General features: G+C 41.0%; 19 protein-coding genes and 1 pseudogene. 5 read left to right on the forward strand and 15 right to left on the reverse strand.

Annotation, left to right across the window (positions count from 1 at the left end; genetic code table 11):
- Positions 1-50: 50 nt before the first annotated feature.
- The 5 genes from AC1U9Z_RS06225 (at position 51) to AC1U9Z_RS06245 (ending at position 6050) form a co-directional block, all read left to right on the forward strand.
- Positions 51-1031: an ornithine cyclodeaminase family protein gene (locus AC1U9Z_RS06225; RefSeq protein WP_479956393.1), complete on the forward strand. Its 981-nt coding sequence runs from the start codon at positions 51-53 to the stop codon at positions 1029-1031.
- Between the two features lie 264 nt (positions 1032-1295).
- A complete protein-coding gene (gene dctP, locus AC1U9Z_RS06230) occupies positions 1296-2330 on the forward strand; it encodes a TRAP transporter substrate-binding protein DctP (RefSeq protein ID WP_479956395.1) in 1035 nt (344 codons plus the stop codon).
- 78 nt (positions 2331-2408) lie between these two features.
- Positions 2409-2927 carry a TRAP transporter small permease gene (locus AC1U9Z_RS06235; protein ID WP_479956397.1) on the forward strand — a complete coding sequence of 173 codons (519 nt, stop codon included), beginning with the start codon at positions 2409-2411 and terminating at the stop codon, positions 2925-2927.
- A 16-nt stretch (positions 2928-2943) separates the two neighbouring features.
- Complete coding sequence (locus tag AC1U9Z_RS06240; protein ID WP_333529707.1) at positions 2944-4242, forward strand: TRAP transporter large permease; 1299 nt, start codon at positions 2944-2946, stop codon at positions 4240-4242.
- Positions 4243-4439: 197 nt separating this feature from the next.
- On the forward strand, positions 4440-6050 hold the full coding sequence (locus AC1U9Z_RS06245) for an L-serine ammonia-lyase, iron-sulfur-dependent, subunit alpha (RefSeq protein WP_479956399.1): 1611 nt from the start codon (positions 4440-4442) through the stop codon (positions 6048-6050).
- 313 nt (positions 6051-6363) lie between these two features.
- On the opposite strand, the gene AC1U9Z_RS06250 is transcribed toward AC1U9Z_RS06245, so the two are convergent.
- The 15 genes and pseudogenes from AC1U9Z_RS06250 to AC1U9Z_RS06320 form a co-directional block, all read right to left on the reverse strand.
- Positions 6364-6522 (reverse strand): hypothetical protein, encoded by a 159-nt coding sequence (locus AC1U9Z_RS06250; protein WP_479956401.1) that lies wholly within the window; start codon positions 6520-6522, stop codon positions 6364-6366.
- A 417-nt stretch (positions 6523-6939) separates the two neighbouring features.
- Entirely contained in the window at positions 6940-8202 is a 1263-nt protein-coding gene (locus tag AC1U9Z_RS06255) for a hydroxymethylglutaryl-CoA reductase, degradative (RefSeq protein WP_479956403.1), read from the reverse strand.
- Positions 8203-8242: 40 nt separating this feature from the next.
- Positions 8243-8563 (reverse strand): AtuA-related protein, encoded by a 321-nt coding sequence (locus tag AC1U9Z_RS06260; RefSeq protein WP_479956404.1) that lies wholly within the window; start codon positions 8561-8563, stop codon positions 8243-8245.
- The gene (locus AC1U9Z_RS06265) at positions 8564-9931 is read right to left on the reverse strand and encodes an acyclic terpene utilization AtuA family protein (RefSeq protein WP_479956406.1); all 1368 of its coding nucleotides are present in this window, start codon (positions 9929-9931) and stop codon (positions 8564-8566) included.
- 23 nt (positions 9932-9954) lie between these two features.
- Entirely contained in the window at positions 9955-11172 is a 1218-nt protein-coding gene (locus AC1U9Z_RS06270; protein ID WP_479956408.1) for a thiolase family protein, read from the reverse strand.
- A 26-nt stretch (positions 11173-11198) separates the two neighbouring features.
- On the reverse strand, positions 11199-12557 hold the full coding sequence (locus AC1U9Z_RS06275; RefSeq protein ID WP_479956410.1) for a tripartite tricarboxylate transporter permease: 1359 nt from the start codon (positions 12555-12557) through the stop codon (positions 11199-11201).
- Between the two features lie 5 nt (positions 12558-12562).
- Positions 12563-12988, reverse strand: coding sequence for a hypothetical protein (locus tag AC1U9Z_RS06280; protein ID WP_479956412.1), 426 nt, complete (start codon positions 12986-12988; stop codon positions 12563-12565).
- A gap of 291 nt (positions 12989-13279) precedes the next feature.
- Positions 13280-14848: a sigma-54 interaction domain-containing protein gene (locus AC1U9Z_RS06285; RefSeq protein ID WP_479956415.1), complete on the reverse strand. Its 1569-nt coding sequence runs from the start codon at positions 14846-14848 to the stop codon at positions 13280-13282.
- A gap of 669 nt (positions 14849-15517) precedes the next feature.
- Positions 15518-16711 carry an aminotransferase-like domain-containing protein gene (locus AC1U9Z_RS06290; RefSeq protein WP_479956417.1) on the reverse strand — a complete coding sequence of 398 codons (1194 nt, stop codon included), beginning with the start codon at positions 16709-16711 and terminating at the stop codon, positions 15518-15520.
- Positions 16712-16727: 16 nt separating this feature from the next.
- Positions 16728-18242, reverse strand: a complete 1515-nt coding sequence (pdxR, locus tag AC1U9Z_RS06295; protein WP_479956419.1) for a MocR-like pyridoxine biosynthesis transcription factor PdxR — start codon at positions 18240-18242, stop codon at positions 16728-16730.
- A 507-nt stretch (positions 18243-18749) separates the two neighbouring features.
- On the reverse strand, positions 18750-19658 hold the full coding sequence (locus tag AC1U9Z_RS06300) for a copper amine oxidase N-terminal domain-containing protein (RefSeq protein ID WP_479956420.1): 909 nt from the start codon (positions 19656-19658) through the stop codon (positions 18750-18752).
- Between the two features lie 736 nt (positions 19659-20394).
- Positions 20395-21756: a B12-binding domain-containing radical SAM protein gene (locus AC1U9Z_RS06305; RefSeq protein WP_479956422.1), complete on the reverse strand. Its 1362-nt coding sequence runs from the start codon at positions 21754-21756 to the stop codon at positions 20395-20397.
- Between the two features lie 357 nt (positions 21757-22113).
- Positions 22114-22340, reverse strand: a pseudogene (locus AC1U9Z_RS06310) (transposase); the annotation flags it as partial.
- A 116-nt stretch (positions 22341-22456) separates the two neighbouring features.
- Entirely contained in the window at positions 22457-23071 is a 615-nt protein-coding gene (locus AC1U9Z_RS06315; RefSeq protein WP_479956424.1) for a hypothetical protein, read from the reverse strand.
- A gap of 464 nt (positions 23072-23535) precedes the next feature.
- Positions 23536-24459 (reverse strand): transposase (locus AC1U9Z_RS06320; protein WP_479956426.1); only part of this gene is annotated, 924 nt, incomplete at its 5' end.

Raw genomic sequence — 24459 nt, forward strand, 5'->3', positions numbered from 1 at the left:
TAAGAATTATTCAATAATACTGAAAAAACAACGGAGAGGGAGAGATCGAATTGAAGAAGGGCAAACAAGTATTGTATCTTTCTAAAAGTGACGTAGAAAATGTCAATATGCCTATGAGTGAAATGATTGATTTATTAGAAGTAGCGTTTACTGCTAAAGGTAACAATCAAATAGAAATGCCACCTAAACCAGGCATTCACACCCGGGAAAATTGCTATATTCACGCTATGCCTTGCTGGATTCCCGAACTAAAATCCGCCGGTATGAAATGGGTATCTGGATATCCTTCAAACCAAGAAATTGGTCTTCCCTATATTAATGGTTTGTTAGTATTGAACTGTCCGGATACGGGTGTTCCTTTGGTGATTATGGATAGCGTTTGGATTACTGCTATGAGAACCGGTGCCGTTACCGGCTTATCCGCGAAATATTTAGCCCGGCCCGGCAGTGAAGAATTAGGGATTCTGGGCTGCGGTGTCCAAGGAAGAACCAACCTCGAAGGATTATTGGTTACTTGCCCCGACATTAAAAAAGTCAAGGCCTATGACGCATTCCCTGAAATTAGTAAGGCTTATGCTAAGAATATGTCAGAACAATTTGGTGTTGAGGTCATTCAAGTAGCAACTCCAAAAGAAGCAATTGTAAATAGTGATATCATTGTAACAGCCGGTCCCATTGTCAAAAACCCAACCCCTGTAATTGAAGCTGAATGGATTAAAGAAGGTGCCTTGCTTGCTCCGGTAGATTTTGATTGCATGTGGAAACGAGAAGCCATTGAGTTAGCTGTTAAGAATTATACAGATGATTTTGGCCAATTTGATCACTTTAAAAATGCAGGTTACTTTAACTTTACACCTAAAAATCTCTATGAATTAGGTCAGCTGCTAACTAAACAAGCCCCCGGCAGGAAAAATGATCGTGAAATTATTCTTGCCAATAATATTGGTATCGCAATGGATGATATGGCAACCGCTATTCGAATTTATGAAAGGGCCCTTGAAAAAGACCTTGGTGTAATCCTCCCCTTATAATTTAAATCAAATCGGACTCCCCTTCAGGAGTCCTTGTCCCATATTTACCGTCTCAAATTTTCTGTAATTTCTGTATTAGATCCTGCCTTATTATTGAATAAAGCCCTAAAAATATTTTAAACCTAAATCTAACACTACACGTAAACGGCAACAGCTAGTTCCTCCTTGTCTAATGATACTTTTGCTGTTTACAATATAAAGTAATAGTCTGTGCGTTTGTAAAAAAGTTAAAAAATTTTAACAATTTAGAAGGGTGGGGCAATCATGCGGCATAAAAAATTAGTTTCCATGGTACTTGCAATTTTTGTTCTTGGTACGATCTTCTTAACCGGCTGCTCTAATAAGGAAGGAGCAAGTTCCGGCGACAAACCAATCAAAATAAAAATAGCGGGACAATATCCAGTGGAACACCCCGGCACAAAGACATTGAATGAGTTTAAAGCTAGAGTCGAAAAGGAAACCGATGGGCGAATTCAAGTTAGTGTATATCCTGCCAACCAATTGGGCGACTACACGGTCGTTTATGAAGAGATCATGAAGGGCACCATCGACATGGCCCTAATTACCATCCCCAGTAATTACGATCCTAGATTAGAACTACTTTATGTTCACTCCGTTGCTGAGAACTATGACCAAGCCAAAAAACTTTATGCACCCGGCTCCTTTGTCTACAATACCCTAGCACAAGTTCATGAAGAACTAGGTGTAAAATTTTTAGGCCTTAACGTAGAAGGTTTTGGTGGACTGGGCCTGACCAAAATGCCCACAAACCTTACGGACCCCACAGCCAAGAAAAATATTTTATTACGGGTACCCCCCATTGATGTATTTAGACAATGGGCAGAAGATATGAACTTTACAACTGTTTCGGTGCCCTATGCAGAATTATATACCGCTTTGCAAACAGGTGTTGCTGATGGCTGGAGCGGTGGACCTCCGGTGGCCAATTACAACGGATTTAGAGATGTTATTAAATACTATGTGCAGGTAAACAACTACTTTGAAAACACATCCTGGGTTATGAATCATGAATTGTTTAAATCCCTGACCCCTGAAGACCAAAAAACCGTTTCTACCATTGTTGCTGATTTGGCTGCTAGGAGTATTGATGAAGCAGAACAAATCGATAACGAATGCATGGCTGAAATGGAAAAGGCAGGAATTGAAGTTGTACGGTTATCCGATGAAGAAATTCACACCTTGGCCGAACATACCCGCAAAACAACCTGGCCTAAACTGGAAAAATTGTTAGGCAAGGAAATCGTTGATGGCTTGATGGCTCAATACGAGACTAAATAATAGAATTGGTATATGCGGATGTTCTGAAAGAAAAACAAAACATCCGCATATTTACAAAAATCTCGAGGGGGGAGTATTTTGAGCCACCGTACTTTTAATGATTGGTTAAAGTTATCTTGGGATGGACTTTTAAAAATACAAAAAGGAATTATGGTATTTACTAGTTTGTCAATTATCGTAGCCATCAGTTTAGGGGCTATCTTACGATACGTTTTTAAGACAGATATCAAGGGACTTGAGGAAATACTTGTGGTGCTGGCTTTTTGGATGTATTTTATGGGCGGGTCTTATGGTAGTTATGAGAAAAGTCATATTACTGCAGAAATAATTTCTACTATGGTAAAAAAACCGCAAATACTAGGTCCTTTAAAACTTTTTTCCTCATTTATGACAACGGCACTTTGTCTAGTTGTAACTTATTTTGCTGCGAATTTCTTTTTATGGAGCCTGGCTAAGGGAGGTACCACCACCGCTTTAAAAATACCCTTGATTATTTCACAAAGCTCCATTTTTATTGGCTTTGTTTTAATGTCGTTATACACTGTCATCCATTTTATTAAGGATCTTGCTGCATATAGAAAAGGTCAAATTGCTTAAATAAGGATGTGAATAAATGCTTGTACAAATTGCCATCGTATTATTAATCATAACATTAGTTTTAGGCATCCCTGTTCCCTTCGCATTCTTTGCCTCAACTATCTTTTTAGTTATCACAGCTGGCTATGACCCAAGTTTCCTGCTTCCATACGGCTATAGTAAAATGAGTACCAGTGTCTTATTAGCCATTCCCTTATTTATTCTTGCCGGCGGCTTTATGGCAAAGGGTAAAATCGGTGGTAAGTTAATTGATTTAGTTGAAGTCTTTGTAGGGAGGATCAAGGGTGGTTTAGGAGTAGTGGCCGTGGTTTCCTGTGCTGTGTTTGGTTCTATTACAGGAAGTGCAGCAGCTACTTTATCCGTTATCGGTTCCTTAATGTTTCCCCGCCTGGAAAAGGCAGGTTACCCCAAAGGGCATTCCGCCGCTCTTATTGCCAACGCAGCGGTGCTAGGCATGTTGATACCACCCAGTTCGATTATGATTCTTTATGCTTGGATCGGTAACCAATCGGTTTTGGCTAGCTTTTTAGCCTCGGTTATTCCGGGTATTATTCTCGTAGTATTAATATCCCTGGTAAATATTTGGTTATTGAGAAACAATAAAGATATTGTGATTAATGAAAAAATGGATTTTAGCACACGCACTAGGCTCTTAGGAAAACGAACTGTATCAGCGGGTCCAGCCTTGGTTATGCCGGTTATGGTTCTAGGTGGAATTTATAGCGGCATGTTTACACCCACCGAAGCAGCGGCATTAGCAGCACTTTATGCCATACCCGTAGGTTTTTTTATCTACAAAGGATTAAACCGCAAGAACTTTATTGAATCAATCATTGAATCAGCTGTGACGACCGGTGTAATCATGGTGATGTTATATTCGGTTATGATCTTAAGCCGATTATATATAACGGAAGACTTGACCGGGGTATTGGCAGGTTTTCTAACCGCTATTTCTGAAGATAAGTATATAATCCTACTTATGATGAACATATTTATGATTATTATGGGTATGATTATGGACGATGTCAGTGCTGTACTGCTTTGCACTCCTATTTTACTCCCCATCGCCATTCAAATTGGTATTAGTCCTGTACATTTTGCCGCAGTTGTTGGAGTTAACCTTGGCATGGGTAATATTACACCACCAACGGCACCGTTATTATATTTAAGTAGCCGCCTTGGAAATGCTCCGTTAAAAAATATGTTCACCCCTACATTTTATTTATTAGTATTCGCCTGGCTACCAACCTTATTAATAACCACCTACCTGCCTGCATTATCAATGTGGTTACCCCAATTAGTTTTAGGAAAATAATAGTATCTTCCACTATAACTATAACTACGCATGTGACCATCAAAACCACATGATGATTTAAAATTTTGATTAATCAGCAAATTAACTGGCATTATGCCAAATACAAGAAGCCGCACCCCATTAATATCAAGGTTTGCGACTTCTTTTTCTTTAAAAAAGCTTTAAATCGATACTTAAAGGCTAAAGGAGTGGTAATCGTGAAACGTCAAAATCCCAGTATATTTAATGATATTGTTGGGCCAACAATGGTTGGACCTTCTAGTGCACACACTTGTGGCCCAGCAAGAATCGGATTCCTTAGTAGACAATTTATCCACGGCAACCTCACAAAGGCTGTCATCGAATTTGCCAAAAATGGTGCCTATACGGATATGTATAAAGGACAACATTCTGATTTGGGATTTGTTTCAGGGCTTTTGGGCTTCAGACCGGAGGATCCTAGACTAAAACAAGCCTTTCAGATTGCAAAGGATTCGGGAGTCGATATCCAATTTGTAATTAGCGATTTTGAACCGATTGTTCCTAATATCGCTAAAATTACCATGACCAGTGATCAGGACGAAGTCGTTGTAATATATTCCGATTCCATGGGTGGTGGCACGGTTAAACTATTACAAGTAGATGGATTTGATATTTCTGTTGTTGGCGATTGTTATGAACTTATCATACATATCCACTCAGCAAATACAAAGGAACTTGAAAATATCAAAAATACGGTTGCTTCAAAGTTTATTAACAATGAAGGAATAACGCTGTCAACGGTTAACAACAAAAGCTTATTCAATATCAAACTTAGAAAAGATGTTGAACCGAGTATGATTGACTTTATTAAAAACATTGACAACGTTACAGATGTAAAGTTAATAACTCCTATATTGGTAGTCCCTTCAAACAGAAATACAAAAGTACCCTTTTCAAGTGCAGCCGAGTTGTTGGAAATTTCTAAACGGGATAATAAAGAACTTTGGGAGCTTGCTGTTGCATATGAATGTGTAAGAAGTGGTTGGCGTCATAAAGAAGTTATGGATTATATGAAATATACCATCGAGACCATGGAAAGTAGTGTAAAAGAAGCACTCAGAGGCAATATAGATATGAATGGTATCATAAAACCAACCGCCGGTAAAATCAAAAAAACCTGCGACGAAGGAAACACCTGGCTTGATATGGGCGTTCTTGATGCAGCTGTGCCCTGGGCAATGGCTACAATGGAATATAGCAGTGCAATGGGTGTTGTTATATGTGCACCCACAGGAGGTTCAGCCGGCGTATTCCCTGGGGCCATTCTTGGGGTCGCTAATAAACTCGGACTTAGCATGGAAGAAAAAACCAAAGCTATGTTTACAGCAGCTATTGTAGGAATTGTAATGTCGAAGGATAGCGATTTTTCTGCAGAGCTTTATGGCTGTCAAGTAGAACCGGGGGCAGCATCTGCTATGGCGGCAGCCGCCTTGGTTTATTTGATGGGCGGCTCAGTAAAACAATCCCTGGATGCCGCCTCCTGTGGTATACAAAATATCCTTGGCACCATTTGCGATCCCGTTGCCGGTCTCGTACAAGTTCCGTGTATTAGTAGAAATGCCATGTCCGTTGCCAATTCGGTTGTCTGTGCAAATATCGTTATGGGCGGCTATGACCCTCTCATTCCACTGGATGAAGCTGCCGAGACATTGTTTCGAGTTGGCAAACAGCTGCCAAGTGAATTGAGATGCACCTGTAAGGGTGGTCTGTGTATAACGCCTACAGGATCTAGGCTTGCAAAGGAACAAGAGGAACGAGACAATGTCAGATACGAAATAATTAACTAATTGGTAATGTCATCCACCCTATAGATAACGCCCATGCCGGGCACACACCGCATAAAAAAGTGCCTTTTTAGGCACTTTTTTATGGATTTTAAAGGGGTTTTAATATTATTCAATATAATATTGCTAAATTTTGCGAAGCTGAAGCAATTTCTTCTGTAGAGGCTGTTTGTTCTTCTGAAGCAGCAGCTACATTCTGAATAGCCGAGGATAATCTGACTAACAACAAAAAATAGTACAGTTATAATAAAGAATGCTAAGCTGAACAATTTAACATCAATTTGCCTAAATTTATTTTTATTCAAACTACTTCCTCTTAAGCAAACGAATAAAAAGTGGCCTTTAGGACGATATAAAATAAATAAATAGCGATCGTTAAGTAAAACAACAGAACAAACCACCGCAGCATTGCTGAATCATTTTTTTCCATAACCTTGACCATTAGATCAAAGAAGTTATTCTTGATATCTATCATAAGGCACACCACCTTACAAAATTAAAAGCCCCTATTTTTAAGATAGGGGCAAAAGGCACTAGACATAATGAGACATGATTATCATTGGTAGCCAAATATAGTATAAATAGAAAAATTCAAATGGCGACCAGGCAATCATACCAAATAATGATTTAGATACACAGTTTTGGGCCCCAATTTTGGATAGGTTTGGCTTTCTATTCGTTAAAAAGGTAACAAGTCCTATTGTAAATAGGACTTGTTACTCAACATAATATATTAATTTGTCATAATAAGCAATATATTTATAGATCTTGTTGTTACTCTCCCCTGCCTTCCTTCTGGGAAAAGTGGTGCTCTTGCTGTTTTAAATTCCGCCATCTTAAGTGGTTCCTGCCCAAACAGAAGAGGTTGTCAATAACCCCGTCCCCTTGTCATTTATTTACTGTACTCTTTCATTAATTCCTGAGCATATTCAACCCTTACATTTTTCTCATCAATCATTCTCTTGACAACCTTTTCCAATACTTCCCCTTTAGCACCTGCTACTGTGGCCACATTTCTGGCATGAAGTGACATATGGCCCCTTTGGACACCTTCTGTCGCGAGAACCTTCACTGCCGCAAGATTCTGCATAAGGCCTAAGGCTGCAAAAACTTCCCCTAACTCAGCTGCTGTTTTCACGCCAAGCATTTTAACAGCTACCTGAGCAGTTGGATGAATTTTTGTTGCTCCGCCTACTAAACCAACAGCCATGGGAATCTCAATTGATCCGGCAAGGTCGCCATCCTTTGTTTTCTCCCATACAGTTAATGGTTTATACCTTCCGGTAATTGCAGCATAAGCATGTGCACCTGATTCAATAGCCCTTGTATCATTGCCTGTTGCCATGACAGCCGCGCTAACGCCGTTCATGATGCCTTTATTATGCGTTGCCGCTCTGAATGGGTCTGCTTCTGCGAAGGCATAAGCCGTAAGTATCGCATCGACAACAGCTTCTCCGCCTAAGGTTTCTTTCTTTACGACCACTCTAGCCCGGGCAAGTCTTTTCGCTGCAAGATTTGATAATATTCTTAGGAATACCTTGCCGCCTGTTAGCTCTTCAATATATGGGGCAATGGATTCAGCCATCGTGTTAACTGCATTCGCCCCCATGGCATCCAGTGTATTTACGATTAAATGAACGATCAGCATTTTACCAGCTAAGGTGTCGATAACCCTTGCTTCAACATCCTCAACCCCGCCGCCATGCTGAACCAATACCGGGTCCTTCGCATTGCACATTTCTTTTATTTTTTCTTTGTTTTCAAGAACAATATTTCTGGCATAATGTATATCCGCTACATTAATAACCTGAACCTGTGCAATCATAATCGATCCCGTATTGCTTGTAAATATACCGCCGTTTTCCCTCGCAAACTTCGCAGCATTGCTGGCAGCCGCTATAACGGATGGTTCTTCTGTTACCATTGGGATAACATAATCCTTACCGTTGATCAAGAAGTTGATCGCCACTCCCATAGGCAATGAATAGGTTCCGATTACGTTCTCTACCATGTGGTCCGCTTTGTCCAGATCAAGGGCATTCGGGTCAGCAATTACTTTTGCATCTTCCTCTGAAATGCCTGCAAACTCAACAACTTCTTTCAATCTATCCTCTACGGAAAGTTTATAGAACCCTGAATATACGCTTGTTTTCATTCTGCATTTCCCCCTTCTATAAAACTCATCCTATTTAAAGTCACTCCTCAATAACGACCTTCATCCTCATCAATGCCGAAGCCATACACTTGCCAATATTATCAAATCGGAGAGAGTTTGTAGCCCCCCCACCGAGTGCTTCATCCATAACAAAGTTAAACCCTGTTAGTGTGGGAACATCGTATCTGACAACTTTCCCCTTAACCACATCACCAAAATGTTCCTTCACTCTTTCTGCCGTAACCTGCTCTTTGATAAGGTCATAATATTTTGGTTCCCGGGCAAAAATACAGATGTTGCTTCGATTGCCCTTGTCGCCGCTTCTTCCGTGTGCAATATCTTTTAAGTAGATTACTGCCATCTATTTCACCTCCAGGATATGCGCTGTCAATTTTACTGCATCCCTTGGCACAAAAGTTGGCCATAAACTAATCACTTCACTTACTTTTGCACGCCCGCCAAACATTGCTCCACCTGGCGGCCCATTTAATGTAAGAGGTGCTATTTCAGGGACGAGCTTTTGCGCCTCTTCCTTTGTCTTTGTTCGGATAGCAAATCTTAAAATAACCTCGTTAACATTGCTAACCTTTTCTGGGCTCATATCGGCAACTCCCATATGAAGTCCATTCAGTCCCATGCAGTCAATCTGCATGTCCTCATACTGCAAATTTTTTCTTTTCATCTTTTTAAGCAAAATATCTTTTGCACACATTGCCTTTTCATAGGCATCCGGCCAGGCATAGGCATAATAGGTAACGAGCTTATAGCCGGCGTGGTAACCAACACACAGCTTCAGTTGGTCTGTTGGTTTTTTACCCTTGATGCCGCCCACCTTGACCCTATCCTTGCCTGCCTGCGTCAATGTGGCGTTACTGATGTCCGCTATTACGTCTGGCGTATAGTAGTTGGCAGGGTCATGTATCTCATAAAGTATCTGCTCTTTGCAGGACTGTTCCGTGATCAAGCCGCCGCAGTCCGGTGCTTTGGTAATGTGGAAATTATTTTCTGTCAGTTCTGCAATTGGGAAACCAAGCTGATCAAGGTCCGGTACGTTTCTCCAATCATAATCATAGTTGCCGCCGGAACCTTGCCCGCCGCATTCCAATAAGTGGCCTGCCATAATTCCTTTCGCAAGATTGTTATAATCATCGGTTGCCCAACCGAATTCCTTCATCAAAGGAGATAAAAACAAACTTGAATCGGTTGCCCTGCCTGTTATGACCAGTTTGGCATCTCTATTTAAACATTCCAGAATTGGCTCATGGCCGTGATAAACATTTACATTGACAATTTTATCCAAAATGTTCCTGAAATTTTCGTCATTATCCATATTTTTAAATTCGATGCCCTGTGCCATTAGCTCTGGTATTTTATCTTTTAAATCATCTCCGAGAACGTATCCTATTTTTAGGCCCTTTAAGTTCTGGGCCTGCGCTACTTTTTCAATTTCGTTTACGGCGCCGGTAATATTCATGCCGCCTGCATTTGTTAAAATGGTTATTCCCTTTTCGGCGCAATCCTTGGCAATTTCCTGGTATAGGGTAACAAAATCCTTGGCATAACCAGCATTTGGATTTTTCAGCTTCTGTTTTTGCATGATCGACAAGGTTAGCTCAGCAAGGTAATCACAAGCCAAATAATTCAAATTTGCATTTTTGACCATATGAACAGCCGCATCATTGCTGTCTCCCCAGAAGCCTTGACCCCCTCCTATAGAAACCTTCTTCATTCTATTTCGCTCCTTCGTAATTTTTAATCACAGTTTTCAATAACCATTGCGATCCCTTGACCGCCGCCTATGCATAAGCTGGCAACACCATATTTGCCGCCTCTGCGTTTAAGCTCATAAATCAATGTTGTCAATATTCTGGTGCCGCTATTGCCGAGAGCATGACCAAGAGCGATCGCACCACCGTTTACATTCACCTTCTTGTAAAGCTCCGTCCCGGGTTCCATCTCTAATTCATGCAGACAACCCAAGGTCTGAGCAGCAAAAGCTTCGTTTATTTCAAAAAGGTCGATGTCCGCCAACCTTAGACCCGCTTTTTTTAGCGCTTTCGGGATAGCCCTTGCCGGGCCAAGTCCCATGACCGTAGGATCAAGGGCAACTGTCGCATTCGACAATATCCTGCACATCGGTTTGCAGCCGAGTTCCTTTGACTTGCTTTCCCTCATAACTAAAACCGCTGAAGCACCATCATTCATACCCGAGGCATTACCGGCAGTTACTGTACCACCTGCTTTGAAGGCCGGTTTAAGCTTTGCCAGCCCCTCAAGAGTAGAATTTGATCTGGGATGCTCATCTGCCTCAAAGATAAAGCTGTCTTTTTTTGTTTTTACCTCGATAGGCAGGATCTCATCCTTGAACTTGCCGCTTGCTATTGCTGCGGCTGTTTTTAATTGGCTGTCCAAGGCAAATTTATCCTGGGCCTCCCTGGAAATATTATATTTTTCCGCCACCTTTTCAGCGGTAAGTCCCATGCTTGATTTTTCAAATTCCTGTCCTGGGATCGGGGCATAGTCAAAGGAGGTTATATATTTAAAACTGTCCAACAAAATCTTATCTCCTAATCGCAAGCCCTCATATCTTGAGGAAATTGGCAGGTAATAGGGAGACCTGGACATGTTTTCCGTGCCGCCTGCAATGATTATGTCTGCATCCCCGGCCGCTATCTGCTGGGATGCGGACACTACAGCCTGGAGACCCGAACCGCATTGAAGGTCTATGGTATAGCCAGGTGTATCCTCTTTAAACCCAGCCACAAGAGCTGCGGTTCTTGCCACATTCGGGGTACTTCCCACTGCCTCGCCAACTATTATTTCATCAACTAAATCCTGATTGATGCCGGATCTTTTGACGACTTCTTTCAATATTTCACTTGCTAGTATCTCAGTTGAAACAGTTTTTAGACTGCCAAGATACGCGCCTACTGCGGTTCTTACCGCACTTGTAATTACGCATTTTTCCAATTAAAGACGCCCACCTTTTTCATTTTTTAGAATCCAAATAGCGCTTTAATACCCCAAGCTGATGCATAGAAGGTCATAAACTGAACACCCGTGTGGATGCCGAAATATTTGTTTAATATGCCTCCAAAAACAGCGATTGTTCCAGCAATTGCGATTCCGATAGCACCCGCTTCATAATAGGCGATAACGGTAATCAACCCTACAAACATGCTGATGATGGCTTCCTGGCTCACATATTTCAAAACCATCATACTTGCTCTTCTTGCATAATTCATCGCAAAGGGATAGGCGATTATCGAAGCTACAATGATACCCAGCAGCCCGCATAAGAAGAATTGACCGGTCGACATAACATGATGCAGGTTATGCAGCGGCTCTACCGTAAAAACCGGCGGGGCATTATATAAAGGCGCTGCGGGGCCAACTGCCATCGGACTTAAAGGCAGCCCGAAAGCAACTAATGGTATCAGTGTCTCACCAATGTAGGTTGCTTCCGTTGTTGCATTCATCACAGCTAAAGAGCCTGTATGCTTTTGATAAAAACCGGCTGTTCTGGTCTTAACTGCCTCCCCTGCCATTACAGTCATACCTACAGGACTAAAGGTAAATGTGAGCCCTGATATGAATGATGCAATCGAAGTATACTTCACTTGTCTAGGAGTAAGTATTTTAAGTGGATTCGGGAACCACCCTTTCCACCCTTTCATTTCAGGTGCTAACCAGAATTCCCTCGGCCCCTTCACCACAAGATTATTACGGGTTTTAGGTGAAAGATAGGTAACCAAGTCTGCAAACATTGGTCCAATGGCAATACCAAGAAAAATACAGATTGATATTTTTTGGTTGCCGGCTGCAGCCATTTTAATCATTCCTTGCATGAACACAGCAAATGGCAATAATGCTAAGATACTTGCCCATTTACCTTTGGATGTATAGGCAATGATAAGCGCTGCGACCACAAAGATCGGTCCTGCCCATGCCTTTGCCACATCGCCAAAAGGAACAAGGAGTGTAGCGAAACCTACGGAAATGGGTAATGCAATAACCGCTCCTAAAATTGCCCCAGAAATCATTTTACGCAAAGCAATATGGGGCACCCCTAACCTTCGTAAAGCATTTGAATCATCCAAAAGCGGCACAGCCATCGTGTCTCCAGGCACACCCATTAAAGCGGTTGGTATGGCGTGCGTCATATGTTTGGAAACCACTGCGGCCATAAAAAACGAAAAGATAGCAACAGGAGGGAAGCCAAGTAAAATTATTAGTAAAGTAAATGGTGCAATGGTTGCGGTTTCATCCGTACCAGATATAAGTCCCATAAATGTGAAAATAATGCCGCCTAAAGCTGCCGCCCCTAAGGCCCAGACGATCATATTTAAATCCATACCGTTTACACCTGCCTTTTCTGTTCAGTCTTTTCTGTAAAAAGATCATAAATCCCAAGTTCTTTCATCTCTGCTATTACCTGAGGATCTGCAGTCTTTAACAATTCAGCTTCCTTCTTAAGATCTACGCCAAGGTCCTTTAGTACAGCATAGCGATCTTCCTCTACATAACCCTCACCTTCATTTACAATACGTTGTGGTTTGAATAGCTTTGCTGATATAACTGCGGATAGTAATGAGCCTACAATTCCAATCAATAACCCATAGGCTTTATTTAGACTTTCCGATAGATCTGGCATGACGGAATGAATAATCTTTAAGCCAACAATATAAAATGTTACACTGACAACGATACCGATTATAATTGCATAAGACAGATGTTTGATGTCTACTACGTCGCCCCATATTTCTGCATAGGTTCTTTTTTGCATATTAGCCTCCATTCTGCCGCTTTTGCAGCTAATAATTGATGCGTCTGTTTACTTCGTTCTTTTTTCCATATTAGCCTCCATTCCGCCCGTCATTGTGGCTAAAAATTGATGGGGTTTCCTTTACTTATTATTTAAGCATTTTTCATGCCAATACCTCAAAAATAAACAAAGTCTTCAATAGCAACGCTTTATAGCGTTTCCCTCCGAAGACTTTGTTTGAATAGTGTGACATTTTTGCCACACAATGTACACATTTTTTAAAAAGCACTGTATACCTTTTGTCACACATGTTTACTTTATGCCACTGTCAATTTCGTATTCTTTTAATTTTCTGTAAAAAGTTCTTCTACTTAGTCCTAACATCTCCATCGCTCTACTCCTGTTGTTCTGACTGGTTGAAATCGCCTCCTGAATAACTCTCTTTTCGAATATTTCCACTGCCTCTTTTAATGTTCCATAATTATATCCTACTTGATCTTCTTTTGTATTTAAGTCTTGATTATTAAAATGAGGCGGCAGGTGGGTTAAGTCGAAATAATCATCTGAACACATAATCACAGCATATTCTATACCATGTTGAAGTTCACGAACATTTCCCGGCCAGTCATAACGATGAAAAAAAGATAGAACTTCCGGAGAAAAGGAAACCGATTTTTTATATTTTTTATTGGCTATCTGCAAAAAATGGTTCGCTAAAATTCCTATATCTTCTCCTCGTTCCCTCAATGGAGGCACTGTTATTTCCACAATATTAATTCTATAATACAAATCTTTCCTGAATTTATTTTCATGAACCATCTTCTCAATAGGCTGGTTTGATGCAGCAATAATCCTTACGTTTACAGGAACATTTTTCTTCCTGCCAATTTTCTCAACTTCACCTTCTTGAAGTACCCTTAATAGTTTTGGCTGCATCGTTAAGGGCATGTCTCCAATTTCATCAAGAAACAGCGTCCCTCCGTCGGCTAATTCGAATTTCCCCATCCTGCCGCCAGACTTTGCGCCTGTAAACGTTCCCTCCTCATAGCCAAATAACTCACTTTCAATAAGGTTTTCAGGTATCGCTGCACAATTCACAATAATAAAAGGATGACTTTTCCTTTCACTGTTGGCATGGATTAACTTTGCAATCAATTCCTTGCCAACTCCATTTTCCCCTTTTACCAATACCGAAGCATCTGTTTTGGCAACCGTCATTGTCTGGGAGATGGCCTTAATAAAGCTGGGACTTCTCCCAACAATATTTAACCTTTTTAATTCATTTTGTTCTTCCGCCTGCAATCTAAAAGTTAGTGCCATTTCATTTGCTCTCTCGATTTGCTGGCCTAATCTTACTACTTCGGTAGCATCCGTAAAAATAGATGCTACTGCCCTAAGTTCCCCATCTTTTTCGATTGGAAATATACGAGTGGAAACAAATTTGTCCAAGGTTTTTATATATTGCTTTTTTTTAATGATGGTCTTTTTTGCTTTAAGTACATTTAGGATTTCTGCCTCCGGTTCAATTTGTTGCATTTTCTTGCCAATAATTTTGCGTATCGGAACTTTAAGTATACTTGCATATGCCGCGTTCGCGTAAAAAATCCGGCCCCCCGTATCAATTACGACTACACCTTCGTGAAACTTATCAATTATCTCAGTAATGATGAACATGTCCGTGTCCGCAGCACGGATTAGATAAGATAATATATCTCTATCTATTTCACCGATCTTATTTCCCTGGTCATTTGTCACTTCAACGATGGGTCTGACCCAACTCTGCTGACATTCCTTTAAACTATATATGCTGCAGTTTCCGTTTACGCCATCCTTTAGATGTTTTTCACCTGTCCAAGGTATCATAATATCCTGTACCTTCATTATGTATCACCTTTCATCCGATCATGCTTCATTGTAAAACTGCCATCTGATGTGTATTTATAATATTATCATAAGCAGTTTTATAACTGAAAATCAATTTGCTAATAGGATATCTTTCGGCTGCTAACCAAGCAAGTAGATTTTATTTTCATGGACTGTTTTCTTTCTTTCCAAGGGTTCACTCGTAACGCTAACATAATCGTTGACCGCCTTGGTATCTACTTTTACAGCTACCTCTTATGAAATAAGTAAAGCCAAAGACTGCGGGCTTTCCTACTGTCTTTTTGGGTACCCATTTAAGAGGGTTCGTTTCAACCCCGGCTTTACTGTCTTTCCTTACTTTCAGGTCCTACTAATTCTCATCGTGGTGGGGCAAAGCTGATTATTGCAAACTATATCATACCCGCTTAGATTTACGGATGTATAATTCATGAGAATAGGTAACAACGGAGTTTTCTCATGAATATAGCATCTTTTATAATTTACTGTGTTATTGATACGCAGTAAAAACAACCCTGCCTTTTTATTAAGAGGGCAGGGTTGTTTTTACCGCGGCATAATATCGTGAATAGAGCCACCGTGTGAAGTACACCCCCATTGTTAGACATCCTCTGACAGATGGGAACGTTTTTCTTATGGCGGTGATTTTTGTATTCTTACTGTAATTTATTATTTATTCCGTATAAACTCCTTCAAAACACCGCCCAGGCATTTAAGCCCTTCTACAATCCTCTCCTCCGGCATATTGGAAAAGTTGATACGAAAGGTGTTTTCGTGGCCGCCATTGGGAAAAAAGGAGCCTCCCGGCACAAAAGCCACATTTTTTTCAATGCTCTTTACCAGGACATCCCTGGCATTGATGTGCTCCGGCAGTACCACCCAGGTAAACAAACCACCCTGGGGCCTGGTAAAGGTCACTCCCGGGGGAAACTCTTCTGCCATTGTTTTGACCGTTAAATCCCTGCGCTGCCGATAGACCTCCCGTATTTTAGCAATGTGTTGGTCAAGGTCATACAGCTCTAAGTATTTGGCTATTTCACGCTGGGCGATGGTGTTGCATTGGAGGTCAGCCCCCTGCTTTACCAGTACATATTTCTCGATTACTTTCTTATCCCCTGCTATCCAGCCAATGCGATAGCCAGGGCAAAAGGTTTTGGAGAAGCTGCCCAGGGTCAGCACACAGCCGATCGGATCGAAGGCCTTGACGGCCGGCAGGGTCTCCCCTTCAAAGCGCAGCTCGCCATAGGGATTATCCTCAATCACCATAACCTGATACTTCATCGCTGCCTTTACCAACTGCTCCCGCCTTGCCAGACTCCAGGTTCTGCCGGTGGGATTCTGAAATTCAGGAATCACGTAGATGATTTTCACCCTGGGGGTGCTGGCCAGGATTCTTTCCAGTTCAACCGGAATCATCCCATCGTCGTCCGTGGGCACCTCCTTAAACTTACAGCCATAGGCTTTAAAGGCACTGATGGCCGCCAGATAGGTGGGGCTTTCACAAAGCACCACATCTCCCTCGTCCAGAAATACCTTGCCGGAAAGATCCAAGGCCTGCTGGGAGCCATGGGTTAAAAGGATGTTGTCCGCCGCAAATTGCGTGCCCAGCCGCCCATTCATCCTGGCGGCGATCCACTGCCGCAGGGGGGCAAACCCTTCGGTAGTGGTATACTGGAGAGCCTCGGCTCCTGCCTCCTCCAGCACCAGTTGATTGACCTTCTTAATCTCCTCCACAGGAAAAAGCTCCGGCGCCGGCAGCCCCCCGGCAAAGGAGATTACTTCCGGTTTTTCAGTTACTTTTAAAATCTCTCGAATCTCCGAAGCCTTCAGGCAGGAGATTCTTCGGGCAAACTTAAAATCCATAAAAAATACCTCCAAATCACACAATGGGATTAATTTCTATATCCAGGCTGCTCTCCCGGTCATCCCTGGCAGCCATTAAATCCTTCATGGCCAGACACAATCTTTTAATCCCCTCAGGGATATCCGCGAAGGAAGCAAAGGTAAAATTCAATCGGATATAATCATCCCCCTGGCCAGCGGTAAAGAAGGGCGTGCCCGGCACAAAGACCACCTTATACTCGGCGGCCTTTAAAAGCAGCTTGGCTGCCGATAGCCCAGCTGGGAGCTTACACCAGAGGTAGTAGCCGCCCCTGGGTTTATTCCAGTGCACATTGGCCGGGGCATATTGGGACAGGGCCTGACACATGGCATCCCTTCTGGCCCGATACTCCTCACAAACCTTTGGAATATGTGTTTCCAGAGAACCATTCACGATAAACTTTTCAACAATCCACTGGGATAGACTGTTAGAATGTAAATCAATGAGCTGTTTGGCTGCGGCAAATTTTTGAACCACCTTTTTATTGGCCACCAGCCAACCCAAGCGCAAGCCCGAGTAGAGGTTCTTAGAAAAGGTGCTCAGATAAATCACATAGCCATTGCGATCCATTGACTTCAACAGCGGATACTGGTGCCCCTCGTAGCAAAGGTCCCCGTAGGCATCATCCTCCAGCAGGAGAACCCCATATTTATTGGCCAATTCCATCAGTTGTTTTCTGCGTTCCAGCTTCATTTCTGTTCCCGAAGGATTATGAAAGGTTGGCATGGTGTAGATCAACTTGGGTCGATACCTCAGCAGCAGTTGTTCCAGTTCATCCACCCTCATCCCCTGCTCATCAATGGGAATGCCAATGACCCTTGCGCCAATGGAGCGAAAGGCTTGGATGGCGGGAAAAAAGGAAGGTTCTTCTACAACCACAATATCGCCGGGGTCCAGAAAGATCCTGGCAGCCAATTCAATGCCCTGCTGGGAGCCGGAAAGCAGCATGACCTCTTCCCGCTGGCAATATACCCCCCGTTGGTGCATCAAACCGCATACAGCCTCCCGCAGTGAAGTGAAGCCTTCGGTGGGTGTATGCAGTAAAGCCCGGTAATTCTTCTTAGTGACAATTTCCTCTTCGATGCCAGCTAAGGCTTGCATGGGACCCGTTTCTGGCGAAGCAATGCCAGTAGCAAAGGAGATAACATCCTTTCTACTGGCCAGGGTCAGCAGATCTTTGACCATATAGGATTCAAGGCGCTGGGAATACTGGCTGAAAATCTGATTCCAAGCTGGCTCCTCCGGGTAGTGGCTTAAATCCAGCTCCTCCTCCGGATAAGCCAGTACCAGTGTCCCCTTTCCCACCTGAGAGCCCACCAAACCCTCGGCCTTTAACTCCCGATAAGCATTTAAGACCGTCGTTCGATTGACACCCAGCCTCTCGGCCAACTTCCTTTCCGGAGGCAGCCGATAACCAGGCACCATCTCCCCCGCTAAAATCTGACCCCGGATCTGTTCAAAGATTTGCCAATAAACCGGCACCGCACTTTCCCTGTCAAGGGTTACTTTCATACCAAATCACCCCGTTGGATTGATCCAATTTCATCATACAAGGATTTTTCCCTCAACTCAACCACCAATTTTGCTTTTTTTAGACCAACCAATTTAATTATTGGTTGATATCTGATGGATTTTTCGGTTATGAATCATAACTATTCGATCAAGAATAGCATCTGCCAGGGTGTGTTTGCCAATCATAAAAAAACACACCAAGTGGGCCTATAAAGAGGTCACTTTCGTGTGTTTTTACTTTGTGCTGTACGATAACTACGAATTGGAGAAATGAATCGTTTTGAAACCCTCCCATAGATGACACAAGGGTGACACCAGGGGAATGGTTTCGGCCTAAAAATGGTAATCGTTTTCTAAGTTCAAATTGTTGATATTTTTAGGTGAATATTGCCATTGAATAGTGCGTATATTCCGGCGTTCCGGAGCCACCCATTCCGAACCCTCGATTTGGCAGGCCTTTGATTATGTTGCAATAGGAAGTAATGTTACTCGTTCGCTACCTTTTAACTATTGCGGTGTATATCCTGCAAACGGCTCACCTAGTATATTTCTTAAGTCGGACATGATTTTTTCGTCCTGACCTATATATTGAACGATTATATTTCCCTTTTTATAGAAGTGAGGCCAGGAAACCCAGCTAACATGTATTGCTTGGGAGCCATTATAATAACTAAAGCCATCACTATCAATATATCTAGCCTCAATCTCCATGTTTTTATTGTTGCTAAATAGATATATATCTATTACTGTATTACCAATTATCATTCTTTTTGCTGTAGTTGGTAGAAAGTTTAGTTTCACATCTTTAATTTCAAAATTATAATTTCTTGCCTTCATTTCATTCTGAAATTGTTCAATCGTATAATATTCTTTAAAGTTATTGTATGTAATATTTACTATATTCGAGACTCCATCCCATTCTACATTGCAATCAAGAGCTTCACCTAAGAACCGAACTGGTATAAAGGTTCTACCATCTCTAATGACCGGTGTGGTGTCCATGGTTTTTGTTTCCTCATTAACAATAAAGTCTTTTTGTCCAGTCGTCATCTCTACCCTAATTCCCTGTTTCTTGAAAATGATTTTACGTGTTTCATTTGTTAGAAATATTTCGTCATATCGTTCACAGTTACGACCCTGGCCAACATCCATCACATATGCCTGTGTACGACCTGTGGTGTCAATAAAAGGTGACACCTTGGGGTTTAGATTATATCCGTTGACGAAAACCTGAAGATTGTTATCCAAGATGGGTTCTTGATATTCTACTGCCCTACCACCAATTTTAAATTTATCAATAACAGTTATTCCGTCAGAGGCATATAAATTAATAATTCGATACTCTGGAAGATTTCTCATGTATTCTATTGCTTCTTCTGGCGTATTTGGCTGAGGGCCATCAAGATCCTCCCTCATCTGATGTGTATTCGTTCTGACCTTTCAAATTAAAAGCCCCCTCAGTTGTACCCGCCAAATTAGAAGGCCTGTTGTTTATAGGAATGATGTTTTAATCGGTAGCCAAGTAATATGAAACACTAGCCTACTTCAATTAATGGAATCTATATGAATCTCTTCCCTCATGGAAATTTCTAATATATAATAAAGGTCCATAATCTGCCAAGCTATATTAAAAAAGAATGAATTTATATGTAGCATAAGCCGCAAGGGTAACTGCTGCCATAATGCTCTTATAGAATCTTTCTGGAGCAAGCTTAAGAAAAAATGGTTATACGGTAGGAGTTTAAGACAAGGTTTGAAGCAAAGGTAGCTATATTTGAATATATTGAATTTTTTATGATCGACAAAGAAGCCACTCCAGCAACAATTATGGAATACCTATGGAGTAATCCAGGCAGCCTAAATTCTGAAGCGATTATTTCCACTGTAACCCTAGTCGCCCTTGATATGGAGCCTACACGCCCGTGTTTCCATGGTTGGGTAGTTTGGTCACTTCCATTTTACCAAAATGGAAAGGTGTCTGTTTGTCAATATGGTAAATTTCTTTTCAAGAGCCTAGAAATTACAATGGCGAATACCTTTTTTAAGGTGCGAAAGTTAAGTAAATTAAATGGTATACGTAATATATTTCTTTATCTAAATAAGCTTTATTATGAGAGATTTAATAAATCAGAAACTGAACATAGTTTATTTATTATGCAAGTGCATTTGTATATTTAACGATCTCAGAAACCCATTCTGAGTAATTATTAGCTAAACAAGTTAACGCCCAATTAGGATGGGATTTAGAGTAAGGTTGAAAAATATCATTGTAGTTAACATCTCTAAGGTGCGAGGAAATGTAATATTTGGGGTTGATAAGTTCTTCACCTTGTTTAATCAAACCTTCCTCGATGGCTATTTTTTCCATTAAAGTATTGGGATAAATTCTAATCCCCAAGTTTATCCATATCGCATCTGGATTAATTTGTTCCATTATTTCAAGACTCTCTTTGATTGTATCAATTGTTTCGCCGGGACCTCCTAATAATAACGAATGCACCACTCTTAAACCGGCTTCCTTACACATTTTAGCAGAATGTACGATATCCTCCTGAGTAAAGGGTTTTCTCATATTTTTAAGCATAATTTTAGAAGCAGTGTCCATACCACTAAAATCAACCATTTGACAACCGGAGGCCTGGAGAATTGTAAGTAATTTGGAAGGTAGAAGATTTGTTTTCGGCGAAAAGGCAGCATTCCACTCTATCTTTAATTTGCGGTTTAAGATTTCCTGACAAATCTGTATAGAGTGTTGGGGAGGAAAATTAAAAATAGCGTCTACAAACCTCATAGACTCAATATTCAGTGTTTTATGTAAATATTCAAGTTCATCCCCAACCAATTTGGGGTCACGTAAACGTAACTGGTTGCCTTCTAAGTAAGGAGATGTGCAATAGATACAGCCCTGATTACACCCTCTTTTACTTTGAATATTTAACCAGCGTTTTCCGTTTAAACTGTAGCAATCCATGTACTTACTTTCCCTTTTAGGGAAAGTAAGATTAGAAAAATCAAAATCATAACGTTGTTTGTTAAAGAATAAGTTACCATTATCATTTATAATTAAACCATTAATCTCTCTAACATCCTGACGTTTAGAATACCTCTCTATAAAATTAATCAAAGCTTGTTCCCCATCACCAACTATACCATATTTAACATCATAGTATTGGATTAATTCCTTTGGTAAAACTGAGAACCCGGAGCCACCTAATACAATAGTAGCATCCGTAATTTCCTTTGTGTAATCTATGATATTCTTATATTTTTCATAATATATCTTAGGAACCTTAAAGACTAAATTATCTATGTTTCGTATAGAGAAACCGATAAAATTTGGATTAAAAGTTGTTATAACTTCTTTAAGAGCAAGTTTTTCATCATCTTCATTTATAAGATCGAGTATTTGAACCATATAACCGTGGTCTGTTAAAACTCTTTCTAAATAATAAAGTCCTAAAGGAAAGGCAGGGGGGAATTTTTCATCATTGGGTGAGATTAATAATACTCTCATTACTAAAACCTCCTTATTGAATGAGTTTTATCTCCTTAGAATTAATTGATATGACAGTATCAAATTAGATCCCATTAGGAATTAACTGCGGGTTTAATATTATATCTTAGTTGGCACTTGCCTCAATAAAATGAGTCTTTCTTTGATTTACTCACTCATTCTTACAATTTCAAGTCACCCGAACAAGGTTCAAAGGAATAGGTTTGCACAGGTTACAATATATGGATGATTAGTAAGTACCCAATAAATCGGTGTATGGAAACTTTGCTTGTTGGTATTCATAGCTAGCATATTGGTAAGCTACTTCTGGTGTTTTGCAAAGATGTCCGTAGCCTTTTTTAGAATGGCGTTTTCCTACTGTAGACCAGCTACCATCTTCTTTAAGCGCCTAATCTTATCGTTTTCTGGCAGAAGATTTCCACCACCTGGGAAAGCAGTTTCCTTATGTGTTTCAAACTGATTAATCCACTTGTAAAGAGTATTTATATGGATACCAAGTTCTTTAGCAACTACCTGTGCAGGACGTTCCTGCTCTAGTACCAAGCAACAGCTTCTTGTTTAAATTGTTTATCCAAACGCTTCATGATGAACACCTCCGCTGGATTAATTATACCAGCTATTCACCGTGTCCATCAAAACGGGGAAAGGTCAATTATATCTTCCCACAAAGGCATGTCCACCCCTTCCGTGCCCCAGAAAATTAGCTCTGTTCAAGTTTAATTTTTGGTGCTGTCATACTCCCACTTTCAAATTTAGTTTTGTCCATATCGATATAGAAGTTAAAATTCAGGTAACTCTTCTGTTTTGGCTGCAATATAAATATATTTTGGTTTTGGTCATCTTTTAGAACCAAATCCTCAACAAAGTATTCCTTATCAATTAGTTTTACAGATACTTTTAGCTCTTCCTGACTGTGATTCGTTACATTTACCGTTCCAGATATCTTCTGTTTTTGCCCTTCTCTATCAACCTTACAGGTACTATTTCTTGGATGATACTCAACCGCCTTTATACCGTCTTTAAAGGAATAGTACGTATTTTTTGCATACTCTGTTACCGCAGGCATAATGAATAAAAGAAGAACTAAAAATATCCATGGCATTTTTTTGATTAAGTAGGGATGACTTTCTTTTAGATACTTAGTAGTCCCTCGCCAACCAAGAGCAATAAAAAGAAGTGCATAGACAACTGTATAATGGAACCCCAATTTTTCTTGATCATTGTGCCAAGCCTTCAAGCCTAATTGGTTAAGTAGATAATCACCTAAGCAAAAACCATTGGACGCTGTAGAAGAGAAAAACAATCCTACTATCATAAGTAAAAAGCATGCGCTGCCAATAATTTTATTTTTTATTTACTTAAACCTTTCCAAACACCAATTTCCAAATTTAATTTCCTAAATAAAATGGCAGATCTTGTTAATTTCTGCTATTCTTTTAAATTACTATGAAACAATCAATAATCCTTTAAATGTATGATCAATCTCAGAATAATTGCCAATTTATTTCAATACTTTTACTTAATGGTTACGTCTAACTGGATATACTCGTGGTAACTTCGAAAAGGTTAAAACTGACAATAGAAAACACAATGGGACGTCAGACTGTTACAAAACTGCTAATTCATCTCACACATTTATGCAGCGTTGAGGACAGAATGCAAGGATTTTATCCGAAATTTACGCAAATGGCTCAAAATGCAAAAAGCACCTCGCGCAACCGCCTTCAGACTGTCCATGATTCCCTTAAATCCTAATACTGTTACCGCTCTTTTTAGATTCTAGCCTAAAAAGAGCAAAGCAACCTCACTGCGCACCTTTCGTCTGGTGCGTAGCAGGAAATATCGACCATCCAAGGCGTGTTTTACCGTGCCAAAGGGGTGTTCCACCATCTGTTGCCGCCGTTTGTAGAGGGTTAGATTATCTGCGAAGTTTCTGTCTGCCTCCTCATAAATTCTACTGTATTGGCTCCGCGTTATCGTACGGTATGAACGCTTTCCCTTGATGCAAGTACTTTTTTGTGGACAATCTGCGCAGGCCGTTTTGTTGAAGTAGTTGCGACGTTTAGCCGACTTTTTGCTGTGGCTATAGAGGGTTTGTCCCATAGGGCAGAGGTAGATATCTTGTGCAGCGTCGTATTGGAATTTATCGCTATGGAGTTCCTCCGGCTGATCTTTCTTGTTCGGAGCCTTCTGACGGGAGACGACGGCTTTAATCTTATAGCGCTTTACTTTTGTTAAATCTCGGCCATTGTAATATCCTTTATCCGCTAATACGGTGAAACGCTTGTAACCCAGTTTCTTGACTCGCTTTACCATATAACTCAGTTGGTTTTGGTCTGCGGGACTTTGGGAGACGTGGTAGTCCAAAATAAGATCATGTTTGCCGTCTACTGCGCTTTGGATATTATATGCCATTTCCACGCCGCCACGGTTATTCCCCATGAGTCGTGCGTCCGGATCCACAGCAGAGACCTCGTTGCAGCAAGTTTCGTCCATTTGAGCTAGATATCCCTCATAGCGTTCTTTTCGGGAGAGCAGTTCGGCAAGACCTGCCGGGGCTGCTCCGGAGTTTGGTTCTTCCAAATGATCTGCCGCCTCTGCCTCTGTCATGTATTCCGCTATTTTCTCATCCAGACGGGTTAGCCGCTCGGTCAGTTTCTTCCGGCTGAAATTCATCTTTTTGTTGTTAGAGGCCTTGATCTT

Source organism: Desulfotomaculum sp. (genome assembly GCF_982386235.1).

Excerpts from the sequence above, each read along its gene's own strand:
- AC1U9Z_RS06250 (WP_479956401.1), bottom strand. The coding sequence starts at position 6,522 with ATGATAGATATCAAGAATAACTTCTTTGATCTAATGGTCAAGGTTATG.
- AC1U9Z_RS06280 (WP_479956412.1), bottom strand. The coding sequence starts at position 12,988 with ATGCAAAAAAGAACCTATGCAGAAATATGGGGCGACGTAGTAGACATC.
- AC1U9Z_RS06240 (WP_333529707.1), top strand. The coding sequence starts at position 2,944 with ATGCTTGTACAAATTGCCATCGTATTATTAATCATAACATTAGTTTTA.
- AC1U9Z_RS06315 (WP_479956424.1), bottom strand. The coding sequence starts at position 23,071 with ATGATAGTAGGATTGTTTTTCTCTTCTACAGCGTCCAATGGTTTTTGC.
- AC1U9Z_RS06275 (WP_479956410.1), bottom strand. The coding sequence starts at position 12,557 with ATGGATTTAAATATGATCGTCTGGGCCTTAGGGGCGGCAGCTTTAGGC.
- AC1U9Z_RS06305 (WP_479956422.1), bottom strand. The coding sequence starts at position 21,756 with ATGAGAGTATTATTAATCTCACCCAATGATGAAAAATTCCCCCCTGCC.
- AC1U9Z_RS06255 (WP_479956403.1), bottom strand. The coding sequence starts at position 8,202 with ATGAAAACAAGCGTATATTCAGGGTTCTATAAACTTTCCGTAGAGGAT.
- AC1U9Z_RS06285 (WP_479956415.1), bottom strand. The coding sequence starts at position 14,848 with ATGAAGGTACAGGATATTATGATACCTTGGACAGGTGAAAAACATCTA.
- AC1U9Z_RS06265 (WP_479956406.1), bottom strand. The coding sequence starts at position 9,931 with ATGAAGAAGGTTTCTATAGGAGGGGGTCAAGGCTTCTGGGGAGACAGC.
- AC1U9Z_RS06260 (WP_479956404.1), bottom strand. The coding sequence starts at position 8,563 with ATGGCAGTAATCTACTTAAAAGATATTGCACACGGAAGAAGCGGCGAC.
- AC1U9Z_RS06300 (WP_479956420.1), bottom strand. The coding sequence starts at position 19,658 with ATGAGGGAGGATCTTGATGGCCCTCAGCCAAATACGCCAGAAGAAGCA.
- pdxR (WP_479956419.1), bottom strand. The coding sequence starts at position 18,242 with ATGAAAGTAACCCTTGACAGGGAAAGTGCGGTGCCGGTTTATTGGCAA.
- dctP (WP_479956395.1), top strand. The coding sequence starts at position 1,296 with ATGCGGCATAAAAAATTAGTTTCCATGGTACTTGCAATTTTTGTTCTT.
- AC1U9Z_RS06290 (WP_479956417.1), bottom strand. The coding sequence starts at position 16,711 with ATGGATTTTAAGTTTGCCCGAAGAATCTCCTGCCTGAAGGCTTCGGAG.